The 18,346-nt window shown below is 38.1% G+C and carries 16 protein-coding genes; 12 read left to right on the plus strand and 4 right to left on the minus strand.

The window, feature by feature from the left end:
* Positions 1-250: 250 nt before the first annotated feature.
* The 4 genes from dapD to AC27HL_RS10940 all read right to left on the minus strand — a co-directional run bounded on the left by dapD (position 251) and on the right by AC27HL_RS10940 (position 5,519).
* Positions 251-1,081 (minus strand): 2,3,4,5-tetrahydropyridine-2,6-dicarboxylate N-succinyltransferase, encoded by an 831-nt coding sequence (dapD, locus tag AC27HL_RS10925; protein ID WP_487081022.1) that lies wholly within the window; start codon positions 1,079-1,081, stop codon positions 251-253.
* 29 nt (positions 1,082-1,110) lie between these two features.
* Positions 1,111-3,735 carry a [protein-PII] uridylyltransferase gene (glnD, locus tag AC27HL_RS10930; protein ID WP_487081023.1) on the minus strand — a complete coding sequence of 875 codons (2,625 nt, stop codon included), beginning with the start codon at positions 3,733-3,735 and terminating at the stop codon, positions 1,111-1,113.
* A gap of 88 nt (positions 3,736-3,823) precedes the next feature.
* Positions 3,824-4,612, minus strand: a complete 789-nt coding sequence (gene map, locus AC27HL_RS10935; protein ID WP_487081024.1) for a type I methionyl aminopeptidase — start codon at positions 4,610-4,612, stop codon at positions 3,824-3,826.
* 280 nt (positions 4,613-4,892) lie between these two features.
* Positions 4,893-5,519: a hypothetical protein gene (locus tag AC27HL_RS10940; protein ID WP_487081025.1), complete on the minus strand. Its 627-nt coding sequence runs from the start codon at positions 5,517-5,519 to the stop codon at positions 4,893-4,895.
* 363 nt (positions 5,520-5,882) lie between these two features.
* Between AC27HL_RS10940 and rpsB the strand changes: the two genes are divergently transcribed.
* The 12 genes from rpsB (at position 5,883) to fabZ (ending at position 18,346) form a co-directional block, all read left to right on the plus strand.
* A complete protein-coding gene (gene rpsB / locus AC27HL_RS10945) occupies positions 5,883-6,611 on the plus strand; it encodes a 30S ribosomal protein S2 (protein ID WP_487081026.1) in 729 nt (242 codons plus the stop codon).
* Positions 6,612-6,704: 93 nt separating this feature from the next.
* On the plus strand, positions 6,705-7,541 hold the full coding sequence (gene tsf / locus AC27HL_RS10950) for a translation elongation factor Ts (protein WP_487081027.1): 837 nt from the start codon (positions 6,705-6,707) through the stop codon (positions 7,539-7,541).
* 280 nt (positions 7,542-7,821) lie between these two features.
* The gene (pyrH, locus tag AC27HL_RS10955; protein WP_487081028.1) at positions 7,822-8,562 is read left to right on the plus strand and encodes a UMP kinase; all 741 of its coding nucleotides are present in this window, start codon (positions 7,822-7,824) and stop codon (positions 8,560-8,562) included.
* A gap of 19 nt (positions 8,563-8,581) precedes the next feature.
* Entirely contained in the window at positions 8,582-9,139 is a 558-nt protein-coding gene (frr, locus tag AC27HL_RS10960) for a ribosome recycling factor (RefSeq protein WP_487081029.1), read from the plus strand.
* 149 nt (positions 9,140-9,288) lie between these two features.
* Complete coding sequence (gene uppS / locus AC27HL_RS10965; RefSeq protein ID WP_487081219.1) at positions 9,289-10,011, plus strand: polyprenyl diphosphate synthase; 723 nt, start codon at positions 9,289-9,291, stop codon at positions 10,009-10,011.
* Between the two features lie 32 nt (positions 10,012-10,043).
* Positions 10,044-10,910 (plus strand): phosphatidate cytidylyltransferase, encoded by an 867-nt coding sequence (locus AC27HL_RS10970; RefSeq protein WP_487081030.1) that lies wholly within the window; start codon positions 10,044-10,046, stop codon positions 10,908-10,910.
* A 5-nt stretch (positions 10,911-10,915) separates the two neighbouring features.
* Positions 10,916-12,133, plus strand: a complete 1,218-nt coding sequence (gene ispC / locus AC27HL_RS10975; RefSeq protein ID WP_487081031.1) for a 1-deoxy-D-xylulose-5-phosphate reductoisomerase — start codon at positions 10,916-10,918, stop codon at positions 12,131-12,133.
* A gap of 9 nt (positions 12,134-12,142) precedes the next feature.
* The gene (gene rseP / locus AC27HL_RS10980) at positions 12,143-13,498 is read left to right on the plus strand and encodes a sigma E protease regulator RseP (RefSeq protein WP_487081032.1); all 1,356 of its coding nucleotides are present in this window, start codon (positions 12,143-12,145) and stop codon (positions 13,496-13,498) included.
* 29 nt (positions 13,499-13,527) lie between these two features.
* Positions 13,528-16,002: an outer membrane protein assembly factor BamA gene (gene bamA / locus AC27HL_RS10985; RefSeq protein WP_487081033.1), complete on the plus strand. Its 2,475-nt coding sequence runs from the start codon at positions 13,528-13,530 to the stop codon at positions 16,000-16,002.
* Between the two features lie 141 nt (positions 16,003-16,143).
* A complete protein-coding gene (locus AC27HL_RS10990; RefSeq protein WP_487081034.1) occupies positions 16,144-16,662 on the plus strand; it encodes an OmpH/Skp family outer membrane protein in 519 nt (172 codons plus the stop codon).
* A 166-nt stretch (positions 16,663-16,828) separates the two neighbouring features.
* Positions 16,829-17,857 carry a UDP-3-O-(3-hydroxymyristoyl)glucosamine N-acyltransferase gene (gene lpxD, locus AC27HL_RS10995; RefSeq protein ID WP_487081035.1) on the plus strand — a complete coding sequence of 343 codons (1,029 nt, stop codon included), beginning with the start codon at positions 16,829-16,831 and terminating at the stop codon, positions 17,855-17,857.
* A 36-nt stretch (positions 17,858-17,893) separates the two neighbouring features.
* Positions 17,894-18,346 carry a 3-hydroxyacyl-ACP dehydratase FabZ gene (fabZ, locus tag AC27HL_RS11000; RefSeq protein WP_487081036.1) on the plus strand — a complete coding sequence of 151 codons (453 nt, stop codon included), beginning with the start codon at positions 17,894-17,896 and terminating at the stop codon, positions 18,344-18,346.

The raw sequence follows: 18,346 nt of genomic DNA on the forward strand, positions 1-18,346 counted from the left end.
GATTTGGACTATTGAAATAGACCAATATTGATTATGTTTTTAATTATAAAGAGAATTTTAGCTAGAAAAAAATCACTTAATAGGTACGATTTTCGTTACAGAAGTATAATTTTGTTAGCGAGAAAATGTTAATAAAATTTGCGGAATAAAGCGTCAAAAAATCAACGTTGGCTGTTTTTTCATAAATTTACCGATGTAGATATTAAAATATTACACCGGCAATTTACTCTTAAGTTATTACGGGCAAATGCTATTCTTCAGAAACTGAACGAAGCAGGGCGTTGATGCCTACTTTAGCGCGCGTTTTTGCATCGACTTTTTTCACTATAATCGCAGCATATAGGCTATAACCGCCGCATTTTGATGGTAAGTTGCCAGGTACCACAACAGAGCCTGCGGGTACACGGCCATAATGAGTTTCACCGGTTTCACGATCAAAAATACGTGTGCTTTGCCCGATATAAACGCCCATTGAAATTACCGCACCTTCTTCAACGACAACACCTTCAACAATTTCTGAGCGCGCGCCAATAAAACAGTTATCTTCTATAATGGTTGGCCCTGCTTGTAATGGCTCTAGTACACCACCAATGCCAACACCACCAGACAGGTGTACGTTTTTACCAATTTGTGCACATGAGCCAACGGTTGCCCAACCATCAACCATACAACCTTCATCAACATAAGCGCCAATATTAACGAAACTAGGCATTACCACAACGTTTTTGCCGATATAAGTACCCGTGCGTACAGAGGCTCCCGGTACAACTCTTACTCCATCGGCTTCAAAATCTGCCTGGCTGTAATCGCTATATTTCATCGGCACTTTATCGAAAAACTTACTTTCTGCACCGTCAATAACTTCGTTATCCCAAATTCGAAATGAAAGTAGTACCGCTTTTTTTAACCATTGATGTACCACCCATTCACCGGCGATTTTTTCAGCCACACGTGCACTACCATTATTTAAAGCTGCTAAAGCGTCGAGTACGGCTTGTTTAATTTCAGGTGTTACACTTGCTGGTGTAATATTCATGCGCTGTTCAAACGCTTGTTCAATAACTGATTGTAATTCTGACATGTGAGCTTTCCTAATGGTTCTTGGCTTATTTATTGTGGACTATCGGCGTAAAGCATAACTTCTAATGCTCGCTCTTGCTCTTTAGTTAGCGCCTGATTGTCACTATTTGAAATGGTGAAGACGTCTTCAGCTTTTTCACCAAAAGTGGTTATTTTGGCTGAATGTAGTTGTAACTTATTTTTCTGAAAAACCGCTGCAATATTCGCAAGTAGACCAGGGTGGTCAAGTGCAACAATTTCTACCATAGTGCTATTTTTTGTGGTGCTTTCAATAAAGCTAACTTGTGTTTTTACTTTAAATTGTTTAAAGCGTTTTGCCAATGGTTTTGCTTTAATACGACTTTTTTCTGATGCTAAATTAGCGCCTAGAGATCGTGCTAATGCATCAGCACGTGCGCTGTCATTAATTGCACGATTATGGTTATCAAGTACGACAAATGTATTGGCAGTGTAACCGGTTTTGCTTGTAGTTACTTTAGCGTCATGTATTGAGAGCTTTTTCGCACCCAATAGCGAAACCATATTAAAGAAGATGTACGGCTTGTCTTTGGTATAAACAAAAACTTCTGTACCACCACGATAGGGTTTAGGGCTGATCAATACTAGCGGCTTGTTTTTGTCATGTGGAACTATATGCCGAAAATGCCAAGCAATTTGCTCTGGGGCGTAACGCAAAAAGTAATCCGCTTTAAACTCTTTCCACAGTTGTTGTAACTGCTCATGGTCGATATCTTGCTGTTGTAAAATCTCTAAAGCTAATTGTTGGTTCTCTCGTATTTTTGCCCGTAAATCAACCGGTTTTTCTAGGCCACGTCTAAAGGCGCGTTTGGTGCTAAAATACAAATCTTCTAGTAAATTGGCTTTCCAGCTGTTCCAAAGGCTTTCATTGGTTGCCCGCATATCGGCGACGGTTAAACAATATAAATAGTCGAGATGGGCTTCATCTCGAACAATTTCGGCAAAGGTTTTAATGACTTCAGGATCAGATATGTCGCGGCGCTGTGCGGTTACAGACATTAATAAATGCTGCTCAACCAGCCATGAAATCATACGGCCATCATGGTCGTTAAGGTTATGTAACTTAGCGAAATCTAATGCATCAACAGCGCCTAATTTTGCATGATCACCACCGCGACCTTTAGCGATATCGTGAAATATCCCGGCAAAATATAACAATTCAGGTTTACGTACGCGTTGCACAATTTTACTACATAAAGGGTATTCTTCGTTGTGCTCAGGTTGGCTAAAGCGATAAAGATTTTTCAGTAATCGAAAGCTATGCTCATCTACAGAATATGCATGAAATAAATCAAATTGCATTTGGCCAACAATATTACGCCATTGCGGTAAATACGCACCAATAATTGAATGACGATGCATTAACGTAAAGGCCAGCCCTAGGCCCTTTGGGTGTTTTACTAATTCAACAAATATTTCGCGACAGCGAGCGTAATCTATCATGCCAGAAACTAAGCGTCTGCGGGCATTTCGCATTAAACGTAATGTTTCAGGATGTAAGTCGGTAATTTCATCGTGTTGCGCGATTAGCAGAAATAATTCCATTATCATAGTTGAACGCGTAAATACGCGTTTGTTACGGGCTTTAATTTGCCCGTTAATAACAACGAAATCATCATTTAATACGATTTCAGTGCTTACTTTATTTTTGTTTAAAATGGCGTATTCAAAGTGCTGCAATAGCATTCTATTAAGCTCTGAAATACGGGAAATAATGCGGAAGAAACGTTTCATCATACGTTCTATGGCCAGTTTACCACCATCACCAAAGCCCATAAGTTCAGCAACATCCGCTTGATAATCAAATAGCAATCTATTTTCATTACGGCCAGCAATAAAGTGCAGAGCACAGCGCATTCGCCACAAGTAATCCTGACATTCTAACAATTCGAAAAATTCATTTTTAGTTAGGTATTTATGCTCCACAAGTTGTTCTAACGTATCGGCCTTAAAATGACGCTTTGCCACCCAGCCTATGGTTTGAATATCGCGCAGACCACCAGGATTTGCTTTTAAATTTGGCTCTAACGTATATGAGGCGCCATGGTATTGTTGGTGGCGCTTATGCTGCTCATTTTGTTTTGCTAGAAAGAATTTTTCTGAGGTCCAAAAAACATCTTCATTTAACAAAGGTTGTAATTGTGCAACTAATGCATCGTTACCACAAATTTGTCGCATTTCCATTAAATTTGTCGCTATGGTGACATCATCTACAGCTTGTTTTAAACACTCTTTAATGCTGCGAACGCTGTGGCCAATGTCGAGCTTTACATCCCAAAGTTGGGTAATAAATGCTGAAATGCTTTCAGCAAGTTCATTTTCTACCTCGTCTTGAGTCAATAACAAAATATCAACATCAGAGTATGGGTGCAGTTCACGGCGACCATAGCCGCCAACGGCAACCAAACTAATTTGGTACTCGTCAAGGTGATGCTGGCACCAAAGCTTGGTAAGTATTAAGTCAACATAATAGGCTCTAGCAGCGACAAGTGAGGTGATTTCATTAATAGGAAACTCTTCTTTTAGCCATTGTAGAAAGTCACGGCTTAATAAACAAAGTTCTTGGCTAGAGATAGCAGGGGCGCTGATCGCTAATGGTTGGCTAAAATTTTCAGGAATAATGTGGGTTGTGTTCAAAGATAAACTCTCTTATTTGCATTTGAAAGGGGTTGTACTTGTCACAAACCCCACATTTTTAATGATTACATATTTTATATGATAATAATTAGTTATGTAGCATTCTTGGTATGGTATCGTCTTTACGTAAGGTAAGTACTTCACAGCCGGTTTTGGTTACTACCACAGTATGCTCCCACTGTGCTGACTTTTTGCCATCAAGTGTGTATACCGTCCAATTGTCTTCTTTATCAAGTAATGTATTGGCACGCCCTAAGTTGATCATTGGCTCAACCGTAAAACACATGCCTTCTTGCATTTTTTCTTTATCGTTATTTTTATAATGAACAATTTGTGGTTCTTCATGAAATTCTTTACCGATGCCATGACCACAATATTCTTTTACGATTGAGTAGCGACCTGATTTTTTTATAAATTTTTGAATCGCTGTGCCTATTTCGCCAAAGGTATTACCCGGTTTTACTTTTTTTAGGCCTAAATATAACGCTTCTTGTGTAATTCGACATAAACGATTGTCTTCAGCTGTTGTTTCGCCAATTAAAAACATTTTACTGGTATCGCCGTGGTAACCATCTTTAATCACTGTAATATCGATATTAATAATATCACCATCGTTCAGAGGTACATCATTGGGAATTCCGTGACAAACAACATGGTTAACAGATGTACATATAGACTTTGGAAAACCGTGGTAGTTTAATGGGGCTGAAATGGCATTTTGAACTTTTTCTGTATATTCGGCACAAAGTGTATTCAATTCATCTGTTGTTACACCGGCTTTTACATGGGGCTCAATCATTTCTAATACTTCTGCAGCAAGTTTTCCTGCAATTCTCATTTTTTCAATTTCTTGCTGATTTTTAATCGTAATTGTCATAAAGCCTCAAAGTACCTGTATTTTAATGTCGCTAAAAGCAAACTTATCACTATTTAATAGGTAAATTTAGTCGTAAGTCTTAGCGTAAATAATTATTGTTGGTGATTTTACATGTTTTTTGAATTTTTCCCAATCGTAATACTAAAGATAGCGGGGAGAATTTAGATAACTAGGAAGGTTAATTTGAACTGCAAAGCATAAACAAAAAGGCCGTACTGCTAGGTAAAGCCTGTTTGATACAACTTATCTTTTTCTGAAATGTGTGATGATAGTTATTTGACTAGGATAAATTTTCAAGTTCTAGTTTTACGGCATCAACAATTGCACTTGGCTTTTCTAAGTATAGGTTGTGGTTTAATAAAACTAAATTGTCATTATGCGCTAATAGCAAAGCGGGAATGGCTTGTGTACCAATGAATTCCTGAATTTCAATGATATCATGAATGGCAAATTCAGCATCTTTAGTTAGCTTATTCGCTTGCAAGCTCTTTGCAGGAGGCGAAAGTTTAAGTTCTTCAATAACATCAATAACGCTTTCTTTATCGAGTAATTCGTTTCCCAGCACAAAATGTTGGTGTTGCAGTTTTCTCAACAATTCAAAAGCAGATTTTGCTGACTTGTTTTGTACCCAAGACATTAAATTAGCAACTAGTGTTGAGTCTTTCGGGTAATTTAATGTGTCTTTATAATTAGCGCCAAATTTTACCTTACTGTATTCGCCAACAGCGGTAATAGTGGTTGGTGACACTTTATTTTCACCGTCGTAATAGCTGATATGCATAGCTCTGAATGTGATGGCCGGAAAAGCAGTAAGGATTTTTTCCACCAATGTTGTCGATGCATAGCTCCAAGGGCAATGACTATCGTAAATAAAGAAAAGTTCAGCATTTGATGTTTGTGATGACATGAGGTGATTTTATTTAATAAAAATTTGCGTTAATTTTAACGTGCTCGTTTAAATTATCCTACCCCTGATTCGATAATTTCGTTTTAAACATCTAAATAAGTCGGTAATACTGGCTAAATATCTCTCTTTATGGTATAAAATGCGCCGCTAAATAATTTGTCAAATGCTATGCATGATTTTTCAAAGGTATTTAGCATAAACTGATGTTGAATTAACATTAATTAATTCAACATATTAAAACTAAACTCACATACATCTAGCAAAGGTATACCGGGGTGCTCAGCGAAGTTGCTTTTCAAGCAAAACGCAAAAAGGGTCGTGTATATTGGATGTATGAACGCTTAACCCCATAAAGGAAAAAACATGCCAAACGTTTCTATGCGCGATATGCTTAAAGCCGGTGTTCACTTCGGTCATAAAACCCGTTACTGGAACCCAAAAATGAAATCATACATTTTTGGCTCTCGCGATAAAGTTCATATCATTAACCTTGAGCAAACTGTACCAATGTTTAACGAAGCACTTGCTGTATTAAGCAATGTTTCTTCAAAGAAAGGTAAAGTTTTATTCGTAGGTACTAAACGCGCAGCAAGCGATGCTGTAAAAGATGCAGCAATTAAATGTGATCAATTCTACGTAAATCACCGCTGGTTAGGTGGTATGTTGACTAACTGGAAAACAGTTCGTCAATCAATCAAACGTCTTAAAGATCTTGAAGCTCAAAGCTCAGACGGTACTTTTGAAGCGCTTACTAAAAAAGAAGCGTTAATGCGTACTCGTGAAATGGAAAAACTTGAGAAAAGCCTTGGTGGTATTAAAAACATGGGTGGTTTACCTGACGTTTTATTCATCATTGATGCTGATCACGAGCATATTTCTATTAAAGAAGCTAACAACTTAGGCATTCCAGTAATTTCTGTAGTTGATACAAACTCAAATCCAGATGGCGTTGACTACATCGTTCCAGGTAACGATGATGCGATTCGCGCGGTGACACTATACTTAGATTCAGCTGCTAACGCTGTGATTGAAGGTCGTGAGCAAAACATCGCAGTACAAGCTGAAAAAGACGGTTTTGTTGAAGCTGAATAATTTCAGTATTTAATACGTTTTATTTTGCTATTGCCACAACAGTATTTGCGTTGTGGCAATTACTGATATTTTTATATATTGAGGAATAAACTCATGGCAATTACTGCTGCACAAGTTAAAGAATTACGTGAACGCACAGCTGCGGGCATGATGGATTGTAAAAAAGCTTTACAAGAAGCTAACGGCGACATGGAACTTGCAATTGAAAACATGCGTAAGTCTGGCCAAGCTAAAGCTGCTAAAAAAGCAGGTAACATCGCTGCTGAAGGTCAAATCATCATTAAAGATGGCGCATTAGTTGAAGTTAACTGTCAAACTGACTTCGTAGCAAAAGATGACAACTTCTTAGCGTTTGCTAACAAAGTTGCTGATGTTGCTGCAGCTGAAAAGCTTGCTATCGAAGACTTACAAGCTAAGTTTGAAGAAGAGCGTATTGCACTAGTAACTAAAATCGGTGAAAACATCAATGTTCGTCGTGTAGCTTATGTAGAAGGTACTACGTTAGCTTCTTACAAGCACGGTGCTACTATTGGTGTTGTTGTTGCCGGTGAAGGTGATGCAGAAGCACTTAAGCACATTGCAATGCACGTTGCTGCAAGCAAGCCAGAATTCTTAACTCCTGAAGATGTTCCAGCTGATGTTGTTGCTAATGAAAAGCGCATCCAAATCGAAATGGCGATGAACGAAGGCAAGCCTGAAGAAATCGCTGAGAAGATGGTTACCGGTCGTATGAAGAAATTTACTGGTGAAGTTTCTTTAACTGGTCAAGCATTTATCATGGAACCTAAGAAAACTGTTGGTGCTATCTTACAAGAGAAAGGTATCACAGTTACTAACTTCGTACGTTTAGAAGTTGGTGAAGGTATCGAGAAGAAAGAAGAAGATTTTGCTGCTGAAGTAGAAGCACAAATCGCTGCAGCTAAAGGCTAATTCATTTGATGAATTATTGCTCTATGCAACTTTCTTAAAAAAAGCGCCTAAATGGCGCTTTTTTTATAGTTCTCAGTTTACTAAAGCTGACGATACGACAAAACATTTGATGTGATGAGCCAGTATCATGCTACATAGGTGTTAATCTTAAAATATGTACGCACTATCATAGACTTTTTTCATATTAGGCTTTCGATACGGTGCTAAACGTATTAAAATAGTGGCGGTCGATCAGACCTTGGCTATTTTAATTAAAAAATTCTGAAGGAATGTTTATTACATGAGCATCAATCCCAAACCAACTTATCGTCGAATCCTTTTAAAGCTTAGTGGTGAAGCCCTAATGGGTGAGGAAGGCTTTGGCATAGATCCAAAAATATTGGATCGTATGGCGCAAGAAATAAAAGAATTAATAGAAATGGGCATTCAAGTCGGCCTTGTTATTGGTGGTGGTAACTTATTTCGTGGTAAAGGCTTAGCTGATGCTGGCATGAACCGAGTTGTAGGTGACCAAATGGGCATGTTAGCTACGGTTATGAATGGTTTAGCGATGCGTGATGCGTTACATAGAGCTTTTGTAAACACTCGCTTAATGTCAGCAATTGACTTGGCTGGTGTATGTGACCGTTACAACTGGGCTGAAGCGATCAGCTTACTAAAATCAGGCCGTGTTGTGATTTTTAGTGCCGGAACAGGTAACCCGTTTTTTACCACTGATTCAGCTGCGTGTTTACGTGGTATAGAAATTGAGGCGGATGTCGTCTTAAAGGCAACGAAAGTAGATGGAATTTATTCTGAAGATCCCGTTGCAAACCCTGATGCAACTTTATATAGCCATTTAACTTATCAAGAAGTATTAGAAAAAGAATTACAAGTGATGGACTTGGCTGCATTTACATTGGCACGTGACCATAGCATGCCACTACGTGTATTTAACATGAATAAGCCTGGTGCATTGAAATCAGTTATTATGGGTGGTGAAGAAGGTACAACTATCGACCACGCTGAAAATTTAGATTAATTATTGCAGGAATATAACAGTGATAGACGAAATAAAGCAAGATGCTAAAGAAAGAATGGCCAAGAGTATTGAGTCATTAAAAATAAGTTTAAATAAAGTACGTACTGGTCGTGCTCATCGTTCATTATTAGACAACATTGTTGTGGAATATTATGGTATGGACACGCCATTAAACCAGGTTGGTAATATTACTGTGCCTGATGCGAGAACTTTGGCCATTACCGTGTTTGATAAGGGCATGATTGGCGCAGTAGAAAAGGCTATTTTAAAGTCAGACTTAGGCTTAAACCCATCATCACAAGGTACATTAATTCGTATTCCTTTACCGGCATTAACAGAGGAACGACGTAAAGATCTTGTGAAAGTTGTACGAGGTGAAGCTGAAGGTGGTAAAGTTGCTATTCGTAATATTCGTCGAGATGCAAATTCTGATATTAAATCGTTAAATAAAGAAAAAGAAATCAGTGATGATGAAATGCATCAAGCGGAAGATGAAGTGCAAAAAATTACTGATTCATTTATTAAGCAAGTTGATGAAGTTTTGAGCGGTAAAGAAACGGAATTAATGGAAATTTAATATTTTCATTGCTTAATCAATGACGCCGTAGATAATGACTACGGCGTTTTTGCATATATAGATTAATAACTCGCACTTTTAAAAGAATTAAGCACAATGGAGATTATGTGAGTACTACGGATTTAGAAGCTAAACCTGTGTTAGATGAAATGGTGAAAATACCTCAACATGTTGCGATAATTATGGATGGCAATGGTCGTTGGGCTCAGTTACGCGGTAAAAAGCGAGTCGCTGGTCATAAATCAGGGGTAGAATCTGTAAGGTCTTCTGTTTCAACCGCTGCACGTTACGGCGTTAAAGCACTAACTTTGTTTGCCTTTAGTAGTGAAAACTGGCAACGACCAGAGCAAGAAGTTAGTGTGTTGATGGATTTATTTATGTTCGTATTAACCAGGGAAGTTAAGCGATTACATAAAAATGACATTAAGTTTCGTGTCATAGGCGATGTCAGTAAATTTTCGTCCAAGTTACAGAAAATGATTAAAGACTCTGAAGCATTAACGGCAAATAATTCCGGTATGGTGCTATCTATTGCTGCTAACTATGGTGGTCGTTGGGATATTACCCATGCTGCAAAACAATTGGCTGAGAAAGTCGTCCTAGAAAAAATTAGTGTTGATGATATTACAGAAGAGTCACTAAATGAGCAGACAAGTTTAGCTGAACTACCAGAGCTTGATTTATTGATTCGAACTGGTGGTGACTTTCGCATAAGCAACTTTCTGTTATGGCAGGCCGCCTATGCAGAATTTTATTTTACTGATGTTCTATGGCCTGACTTTAATGAAGAAGAATTTATTAAAGCGATAACCATGTTTGATTTACGTGAACGTCGCTTTGGTCAAACTGGTGAGCAAGTAACTAATAATTAAAATAAATATTACTGTAATTTAAGGAATCCCGTTTGTTAATACAACGTATAATAACCGCTTTATTACTTGCCCCAGCTGCGATTTGGGCAATTTTCTATTTATCGCTGACAAATTTTGCTGCTGTTATTTTGGTGGTTATGGCTATAGGTGCCTGGGAGTGGGGACCGTTGATGGGCTTTGCGAATAAGCGTCGCCGGCTAGCTTTTGTTGCTGTGTCTGTGTCTCTGATAGCTGCTTTATGGTATATGTTGCCGATTGAGCAATTATGGCAAGAGCCTAAATTATTATTGAACCAAGTAAATAGTGTGTTATGGCTTGCTGTAGCTTGGTGGTTGTTATCTGCTGCGTTAACCTTTTTATATCCACGTTGTAGTGGCTTTTGGTCGAGTCATCGTTCAGTGAGAGGTTTGTTTGGTTGGCTAACATTAGTGCCAACTTGGCTTGCGTTTATGGTATTAAGAAGTAGTGAATACGCAAGTGATAGTTATCATGGCGCGCAATTATTGATGATCCTATTTTTGATGGTTTGGAGTGCCGATATTGGTGCATATTTTGTTGGTAAATCAATCGGTAAACGGAAATTAATGCCAAATGTTAGCCCAGGTAAAACACTTGAAGGGTTTGTTGGAGGTGTGTTTTTTGCCTGTGTTATGGTTTTGATAGCAGGGTACTTCATTGGTTGGAATATGGAACAGTTTAAAATTGTTATTCCGGTAACTATACTAATAACGACGATTTCAGTATTGGGTGACTTAAATGAAAGTATGTTTAAGCGTCAAGCTGGCGTAAAAGATAGTGGCTCAATCTTACCAGGCCATGGTGGTGTACTTGATCGTATAGACAGTTTAACCGCAACTGCGCCAATTTATGCATTATGTTATGCGTATTTCGGTTGGTAATATTAATGCAAAAACAAAAATTATGTATATTGGGATCTACAGGCTCAATTGGCAAGAGCACGCTTGAGGTTGTTCGCTTACATTCTGAAAAGTTCGATGTTGTTAGCCTATCAGCTAATGCAAGTGTTGAATTAATGCTAGCGCAGTGTATAGAATTCAAGCCCAAAACTGTAGTGATGGTATCTAAAGGTCATGCTGATGCCTTGAGTAAAAAACTGTTAGAAAACCAGCTCAACACAATTACCGTGTTATCTGGGACTACAGCGTTAGAAAATATCGCAAGCAGTGACGATAATGATACTGTAATGGCTGCCATTGTTGGCGCTTCTGGTTTATTACCAACATTAGCTGCAGTGAATGCTGGCAAAAAAGTACTATTAGCCAATAAAGAAGCACTAGTTACCTCTGGCGCGATTTTTATTGAGGCAGTTAAACGCTCAGGCGCTCAATTATTGCCCATTGACAGTGAACATAACGCTATTTTCCAATGTTTACCGCAGCGTTCACAACTGCAACCGGGTCATTGTAATTTAGATAATGATGGTGTTAGTAAAATATTACTAACTGGCTCAGGCGGGCCTTTTAGAACTTGGCAAAATGAACAATTAGAGGCTGTTACCCCTGAACAGGCCTGTGCCCATCCAAACTGGGATATGGGCAGAAAAATTTCAGTAGATTCAGCAACTATGATGAACAAAGGTTTAGAGTTCATTGAAGCGAAATGGCTGTTTAATGTCGAACCAGAAGATATTCAGGTTGTATTGCATCCTCAAAGCACTATTCATTCTATGGTGCAATATAAAGATGGCTCAGTGTTAGCACAAATGGGTAACCCAGATATGCGAACACCAATAGCTCATGCACTGAGCTTCCCTGAACGGATTGACTCAGGTGTTGCACCTTTAGATTTTTTTACAACTCAGTCTTTTGAGTTTCAAGATGTTGATTTTATTAAGTACCCAAATTTAAAGTTGGCAATAAAAGCCTGCAAACAAGGGCAAGGGGCATGCACGGCATTAAATGCAGCAAATGAAGTTGCGGTTGAAGCATTTTTAAACAAAAGCATTAAATTTACTGATATTGCAAAAATAAATGAAACTTCTGTGAATAAATTTGTCTCAGAAAAGGTGGTAACAATTGAAGATGTTGTTGCGTTAGATAAAAAGGCTCGAGATTTTGCTCAAACCTTGATAATAAAAAATGAAACCTTAAGGCATGAGTAAAGTGGCAGTATGTTAGACGTTTTATGGAATTTAGCATCATTTATCATAGCTCTTGGCGTGTTAATAACCGTCCATGAGTATGGACACTTTTGGGTTGCACGTAAAAATGGTGTAGAAGTTGAACGCTTTTCTGTAGGTTTCGGTAAAGTTTTGTGGCGTACACATGATAAATACGGCACTGAATTTGTGATAGCAATGATACCGTTAGGTGGCTACGTTAAAATGCTTGATAGTCGAGTAGATGACGTTAGTGCCGACAAAGTCGATCGCACATTTAATAGTAAGTCTGTTTATCAGCGCATTGCTATTATAGCCGCTGGACCGTTTGCTAATTTTGCCTTCGCAATTGTTGCTTTTTATCTTATGTTTTTGATTGGTGTACCAAGTGTTAAACCTATCATTGGCAGTTTCGAACCTAATTCGATAGCTGAACAAGCAGCGCTACCTAAAAATAGCGAAATAGTAGCTATTAATGAGCAAGGAACGGCAGATTGGCAGGACGTAAACTTAGCGTTAGTTAGTGCGATAGGTGATGAACAAATTACTATTGAGCTGAAGTCTAACGATAGTGTTTCCACGAAGAATTACCAATTAGATACAAAAAGGTGGAATTTTTCACCAGATAAAGAATCGGCAATTACCAGCTTAGGTATTAAACCTTTCCGTGCGCCAGTACAAGCAAAAATAGCGATTGTAGGGAAAGATACGCCGGCTAGTAGAGCGGGATTAAAAGTTGCAGATGAGCTAATTAGTATTGCAGGACAAAGTATAAATGGCAGCTGGTCGGTATTTTCTGAGCAAATTAAATTGTATCCAGACAAAACGATCACTTTGATGGTATTAAGGGATGGCTCATTAGTTGAATTACAAGTTACGCCTGAAGCAAAACAAAGTAATGGTAATTCCATTGGCTTTTTAGGTATTCAGCCTGTATCTGAACCTTATCCAAAAGAATATTTATTTGAACAGTCTTATGGCCCAATCGCTGCAATAGGGCAGAGTGTTAATAAAACCTGGAACTTGGTGGTATTAAGTTTCGATATGATTGGGAAATTGATTACCGGCGATGTTTCAGTTAAAAACTTAAGTGGCCCCATTTCAATTGCACAAGGAGCGGGTAATAGTGCCGGCTACGGTTTTGTCTATTTTTTAGGTTTTTTAGCCTTGATTAGCATCAACTTAGGTATTATTAATCTTTTACCTTTACCTGTGTTGGATGGTGGACACTTATTTTACTATTTTATAGAGCTTTTTACCGGCAAACCGGTACCAGAAAAAATACAAGAAATAGGTTTTAAATTTGGTACTATAGCACTATTAAGCTTGATGAGTATCGCCATATTTAACGACTTATCGCGATTATAACTAGAAGAAGTATACAAAGTTAATATTATATGATTATTAAAAAACTTGCCCTGGCGGTATTATTAGGTAGTTTGGGAACATCGGTACAAGCAGCTGAAGATTTCCAAGTAGAAGATATTGAAGTTAAAGGTTTACAACGTGTAGCGTTAGGCGCAGCGTTAACACATATTCCTTTTAATGTTGGTGATAGCTTAAATGAATTTCGTATATCTCAATCAATTAAAGCTTTGTATAAATCTGGACATTTTAGTGATGTAGCGGTATCTCGAGACGGCAATACCGTTATTTATCGTGTTCGTGAAAGAGCAACGATTAGTGCTATTACTTTTGATGGGAATAAAGATTTAAAAGAAGAGCAATTAACAGAAAGCCTTGATGGTAGTGATATTCGTGTAGGTGAAACACTGGATATGACAGTGATTGCTGGCATAGAGACAGGTTTAGAAGACTTTTATCATAGCGTTGGTAAATATAATGCTGACGTAAAGGCAGAAGTTACTCATTTACCTCGTAATCGTGTCAATATTAACCTTGTTTTTAATGAAGGTGATGCCGCAGCTATTGAGCAAATTAATATTGTTGGTAATGAGAAGTTTTCCGATGCTGAATTACTTGAGCGGATTGAACTAACTTATGATTCCCCTTGGTGGGACTTTATGGCGCAAGATCGCTACCAAAAGCAAACTTTGCAAGGTGATATGGAAACCATAAAAAGCTATTACCTTGACCGTGGTTATTTGCAGTATAAGGTTGATTCTACACAAGTATCCATGACGCCAGATAAAAAAGCGGTATATATTTCATTAAATGTTACTGAGGGTGATGTTTATACGGTAAGTGAAGTTGACTTTATTGGCGATATGGCAGGTTTTGAAGAAACAATTCGTGCTATTACGCCTATAAAAACCGAAGAGCTTTATAATGGTGCTTTAGTTACTTATTCTGAAGAGCTTATTAGTAAGTTTCTAGGGCGTTACGGCTATGCCTATCCAAAGGTAGTGACGATTCCAGAGATTAATGAAGAAGATAAAACGGTTAAGTTGGTTTTATCTGTCGACCCTGGTAAACGTGTCTATGTAAATCGTATTAATTTTAAAGGTAACCATGTTACGGCGGAGCATGTTTTACGCCGTGAAATGCGACAAATGGAGGGGGCTTGGTTATCAAACAACTTAGTTGAAGGCTCTAAAGCTTGGTTACAACGTCTTCCGTATATGGAAACTGTTGAATTTGAAACCAATCAGCTACCTGGTGAAGATGATTTGGTTGATATTGACTTTGAAGTTAAAGAGCAACCTTCTGGTTCATTTACAGCAGGTATAGGGTATGGTTCAACAACACAGTTAAGTTTAAATGCCGGTATTCAACAAAATAACTTTTTAGGCACGGGTAATCGTTTAGGTTTTAGCATTAATACTTCAAGCTATTCCAAAAGTGCCAATATTTCTTACACCGATCCTTATTTTACCGTCGATGGTGTGTCACTTGGCGGCAATATATTTTATCAAGAATTTGATGCTGGGAATGCGAATTTGGTTGAATACAATAATAAAACCTATGGGGTCGGTATGAACTTAGGTTTTCCAATCAATGAGTACGTTCGTTTGAATTTTGGTATAGGTTATAAAAGTAACGGTATTACCCGTTTGCAAACCTATGAGCAGATTCAGAATTTTTATGATTTGTATTCTGACCCTAATGATCCTGATGGTAGTTTAACTTTTGATAGCTTTGATTTAACTGCGGCGATTTCACGGTCAACATTAAATAGAGGAACATTTCCAACGGATGGCTCGCAGCAGAGTTTATCCTATAAAATGACGACACCAAACTCTGATGTTAATTATTTTAAAGTTAATTTGGATACGAAATGGTATTTTCCATTAACGCGGGATCAACGTTGGACGGTATTAGCTAAATTCCAGCTAGGGTATGGCAATGGCTATGGTACTATTGAAGGGCATGATCAAGTTCTACCATTTTGGGAGAATTTTAGAGCCGGAGGTTCAGGAACTCTTAGAGGCTTTGAGTCTAATACAGTTGGTCCTCGTGCGATTTATCGCTATTCAACACAAATACCAGGTACTCCAGACTCGATAGGTGGAGAAAATGGTTGCTGTTTAGGGCCAGACCATGACACTATTGTGGCATCAAAACGCTCTGTTGGCGGCAATGCCATTGCACTTGCTGGGCTTGAACTTATCGTACCAACACCATTTTTAGATGAAGGTTATAGTAATAGTATCCGTTCTAGCTTTTTTATCGACGCGGGCAATGTTTGGGATACAGAGTTTAGGTTGAGCGATTATCAAGACTTGGCACCAGCAGAGTTTGAAAAAATTGCTGATTATTCCGATGTAGGTCGTTATCGCGCTTCTGCTGGTTTGTCTGTGCAATGGTTATCACCAATGGGCCCGATGATTTTTAGCTTCGCTAAGACTTTAAAAGAAGAAGAGGGTGATGATACTGAATTCTTCAGCTTTAATATTGGCCAAACATTTTAGTAAAAGAAGAATATTGCTCTTTATATTAGGGAAAAAGAAAGCCTTTTTTGTTTTAGGCTTGAACCAAACAACATGAGACGGTATAACTACCGCATAATAAAATAAAAGTATAAATATTAGAAAATATTTTAGGAGTAAAAATTGAAAAATTTGATCAAATCTATCGCGATGACTACAGCAGCATCAAGCTTATTTTTAGCAAGCTCTGCAATGGCGGCAGATCAAAAGATTGCAGTGGTAAACTTCCAGGAAGTAATGGGGAAAATCCCTCAAACTGCCACAGTAATGAAAAGCTTAGAAGAAGAATTTAAAGATGCTAAAGCGGTGCTAGCGCAATTAGAGCAAGACATTAAATATAACCAAGAGAAGAAAAAGCGTGATGGTTCATTAATGAGCGCAAAAGAAATTGAAGATCTTGATGCTAAAATTGGTACTCTATTTCAAGAATACCAAACTAAAGGCAAAGAGTTTCAGCAAAAGACTGGTGCACGTAAAAATGAAGAAACTAATAAAATTATCGCACTAGTTCGTCAAGCTATCGACAATATCGCTGCAAAAGGCGATTACGATTTAGTTCTTGAGCAAAGTGCAGTAGTTTACGCTAAGCCTGATAGCACAATTACAGACAAAGTAGTTGAGCAAGTGAGTAAACTTAAATAGCAATTTTCCTTTGTTAATTGAGTTATTTTTCTCTATATCTCAATCTAATAATAAAACAATATTCCGAATCACTCTGGTTCGGAATATTGCGTTTAGCCCTCCGATGGTAAACGCTTGCCTTTCAATCTATGCTGTATAGTGTGTCAAAAAAAGAAGTAAAATATATATGAGCTATAACCTTTCAGATATTGCGAATAAAATAGGTGGTAAAGTACATGGTGATGGTCAATGTCAAATTGATAGCATTGCTACACTAGGCTCTGCAACGTCAGGGCAAATCGCGTTTTTAGCCAACAGTAAATACAGTGCCCAATTAGAAACCACAAATGCTAGTGCCGTTATTATATCAGCTAAGGAAATAGATAAATGCCAAACTAATGCCATAGTTATGGATAATCCATATATGGGGTATGCATTGGTTGCACAATTCCTTGATACTACACCGAAACCTGCAAGGTTGATTCATCCTTCCGCTATTATAGATAAAAGTGCCATACTTGGAGAGCACGTAACAATAGGAGCCAACGCTGTTATTGAAGCTGGTGTTGTTATTGCAAATAATGTCAGCATCGGCGCTGGTAGTTTCATTGGTCTTTCGACAAAAATTGGTGAGAACTCTATTATTTGGTCAAATGTTAGTATTTATCACAATGTTGAAATTGGTCAAAATTGTGCGATTCATGCAAATACAGTAGTTGGCGCTGACGGTTTTGGCTATGCCAATAACAAAGGTCAATGGGTAAAAATTCCTCAGTTAGGTACGGTAGTAATCGGAGACAACGTCGAAATTGGTGCAAGCACGACCATTGACCGTGGCGCGTTAGAAGATACTATTATTAAAAATGGGGTCATTTTAGATAACCAAATACAGATTGCTCATAATGTTGAAATCGGCGAAAATACAGCTATTGCGGCATGTAGTGTTATTGCTGGTAGCACTACAATAGGAAAGAATTGTGTTATCGCCGGCCTAGTCGGTGTGAATGGCCACATTGAAATTGGCGATGGATGTGTTTTCACTGGCATGACGATGGTGACTAAGTCGCTAGATAAACCAGGGGTTTATTCGTCAGGTATGCCTTGTCAGCCAAATAAAGAATGGCATAAAAACAACGCTAGAATTAGAAAGCTTGAGTCACTCAACAAACGTGTGGCGGGCATTGAAAAAGAAATAACAAACAGTAAAGGCGAATAATAAACTTTTATTGTTCTGAAAATTAAGGAATAAATCTTGGAAGCACAAAAAAACATAATAGATGTTGAAGAAATAAAGTCATTAATCCCGCATCGTTATCCATTTCTTTTAGTGGACCGTGTACTTGATTACACGCCAGGTAAATCTATTCACGCCATCAAAAATGTTACGGTTAATGAGCCAGCGTTTATGGGACACTTTCCAGGTTATTCAATATTTCCTGGGGTTTTAATTCTTGAAGCTCTGGCACAAGCAAGTGGTATATTAGGCTTTAAATCAGTAGAAGATAAAAATGATGGCGAGTTATTCCTATTTGCTTCAATTGACAATGCCAAGTTTAAAAGGCCTGTTCATCCAGGTGATACTATGCACTTGCATCTTGAATTTGTAAAAGAGCGCCGTGGTATGTGGAAGTTTTATGGTGAAGCAAAAGTTGACGGCAAAGTTGTTTGCTCTGCTGACTTAATGTGTGCAAGAAGAGCGTTATAG

The sequence above is a fragment of the Colwellia aquaemaris genome (assembly GCF_057548755.1).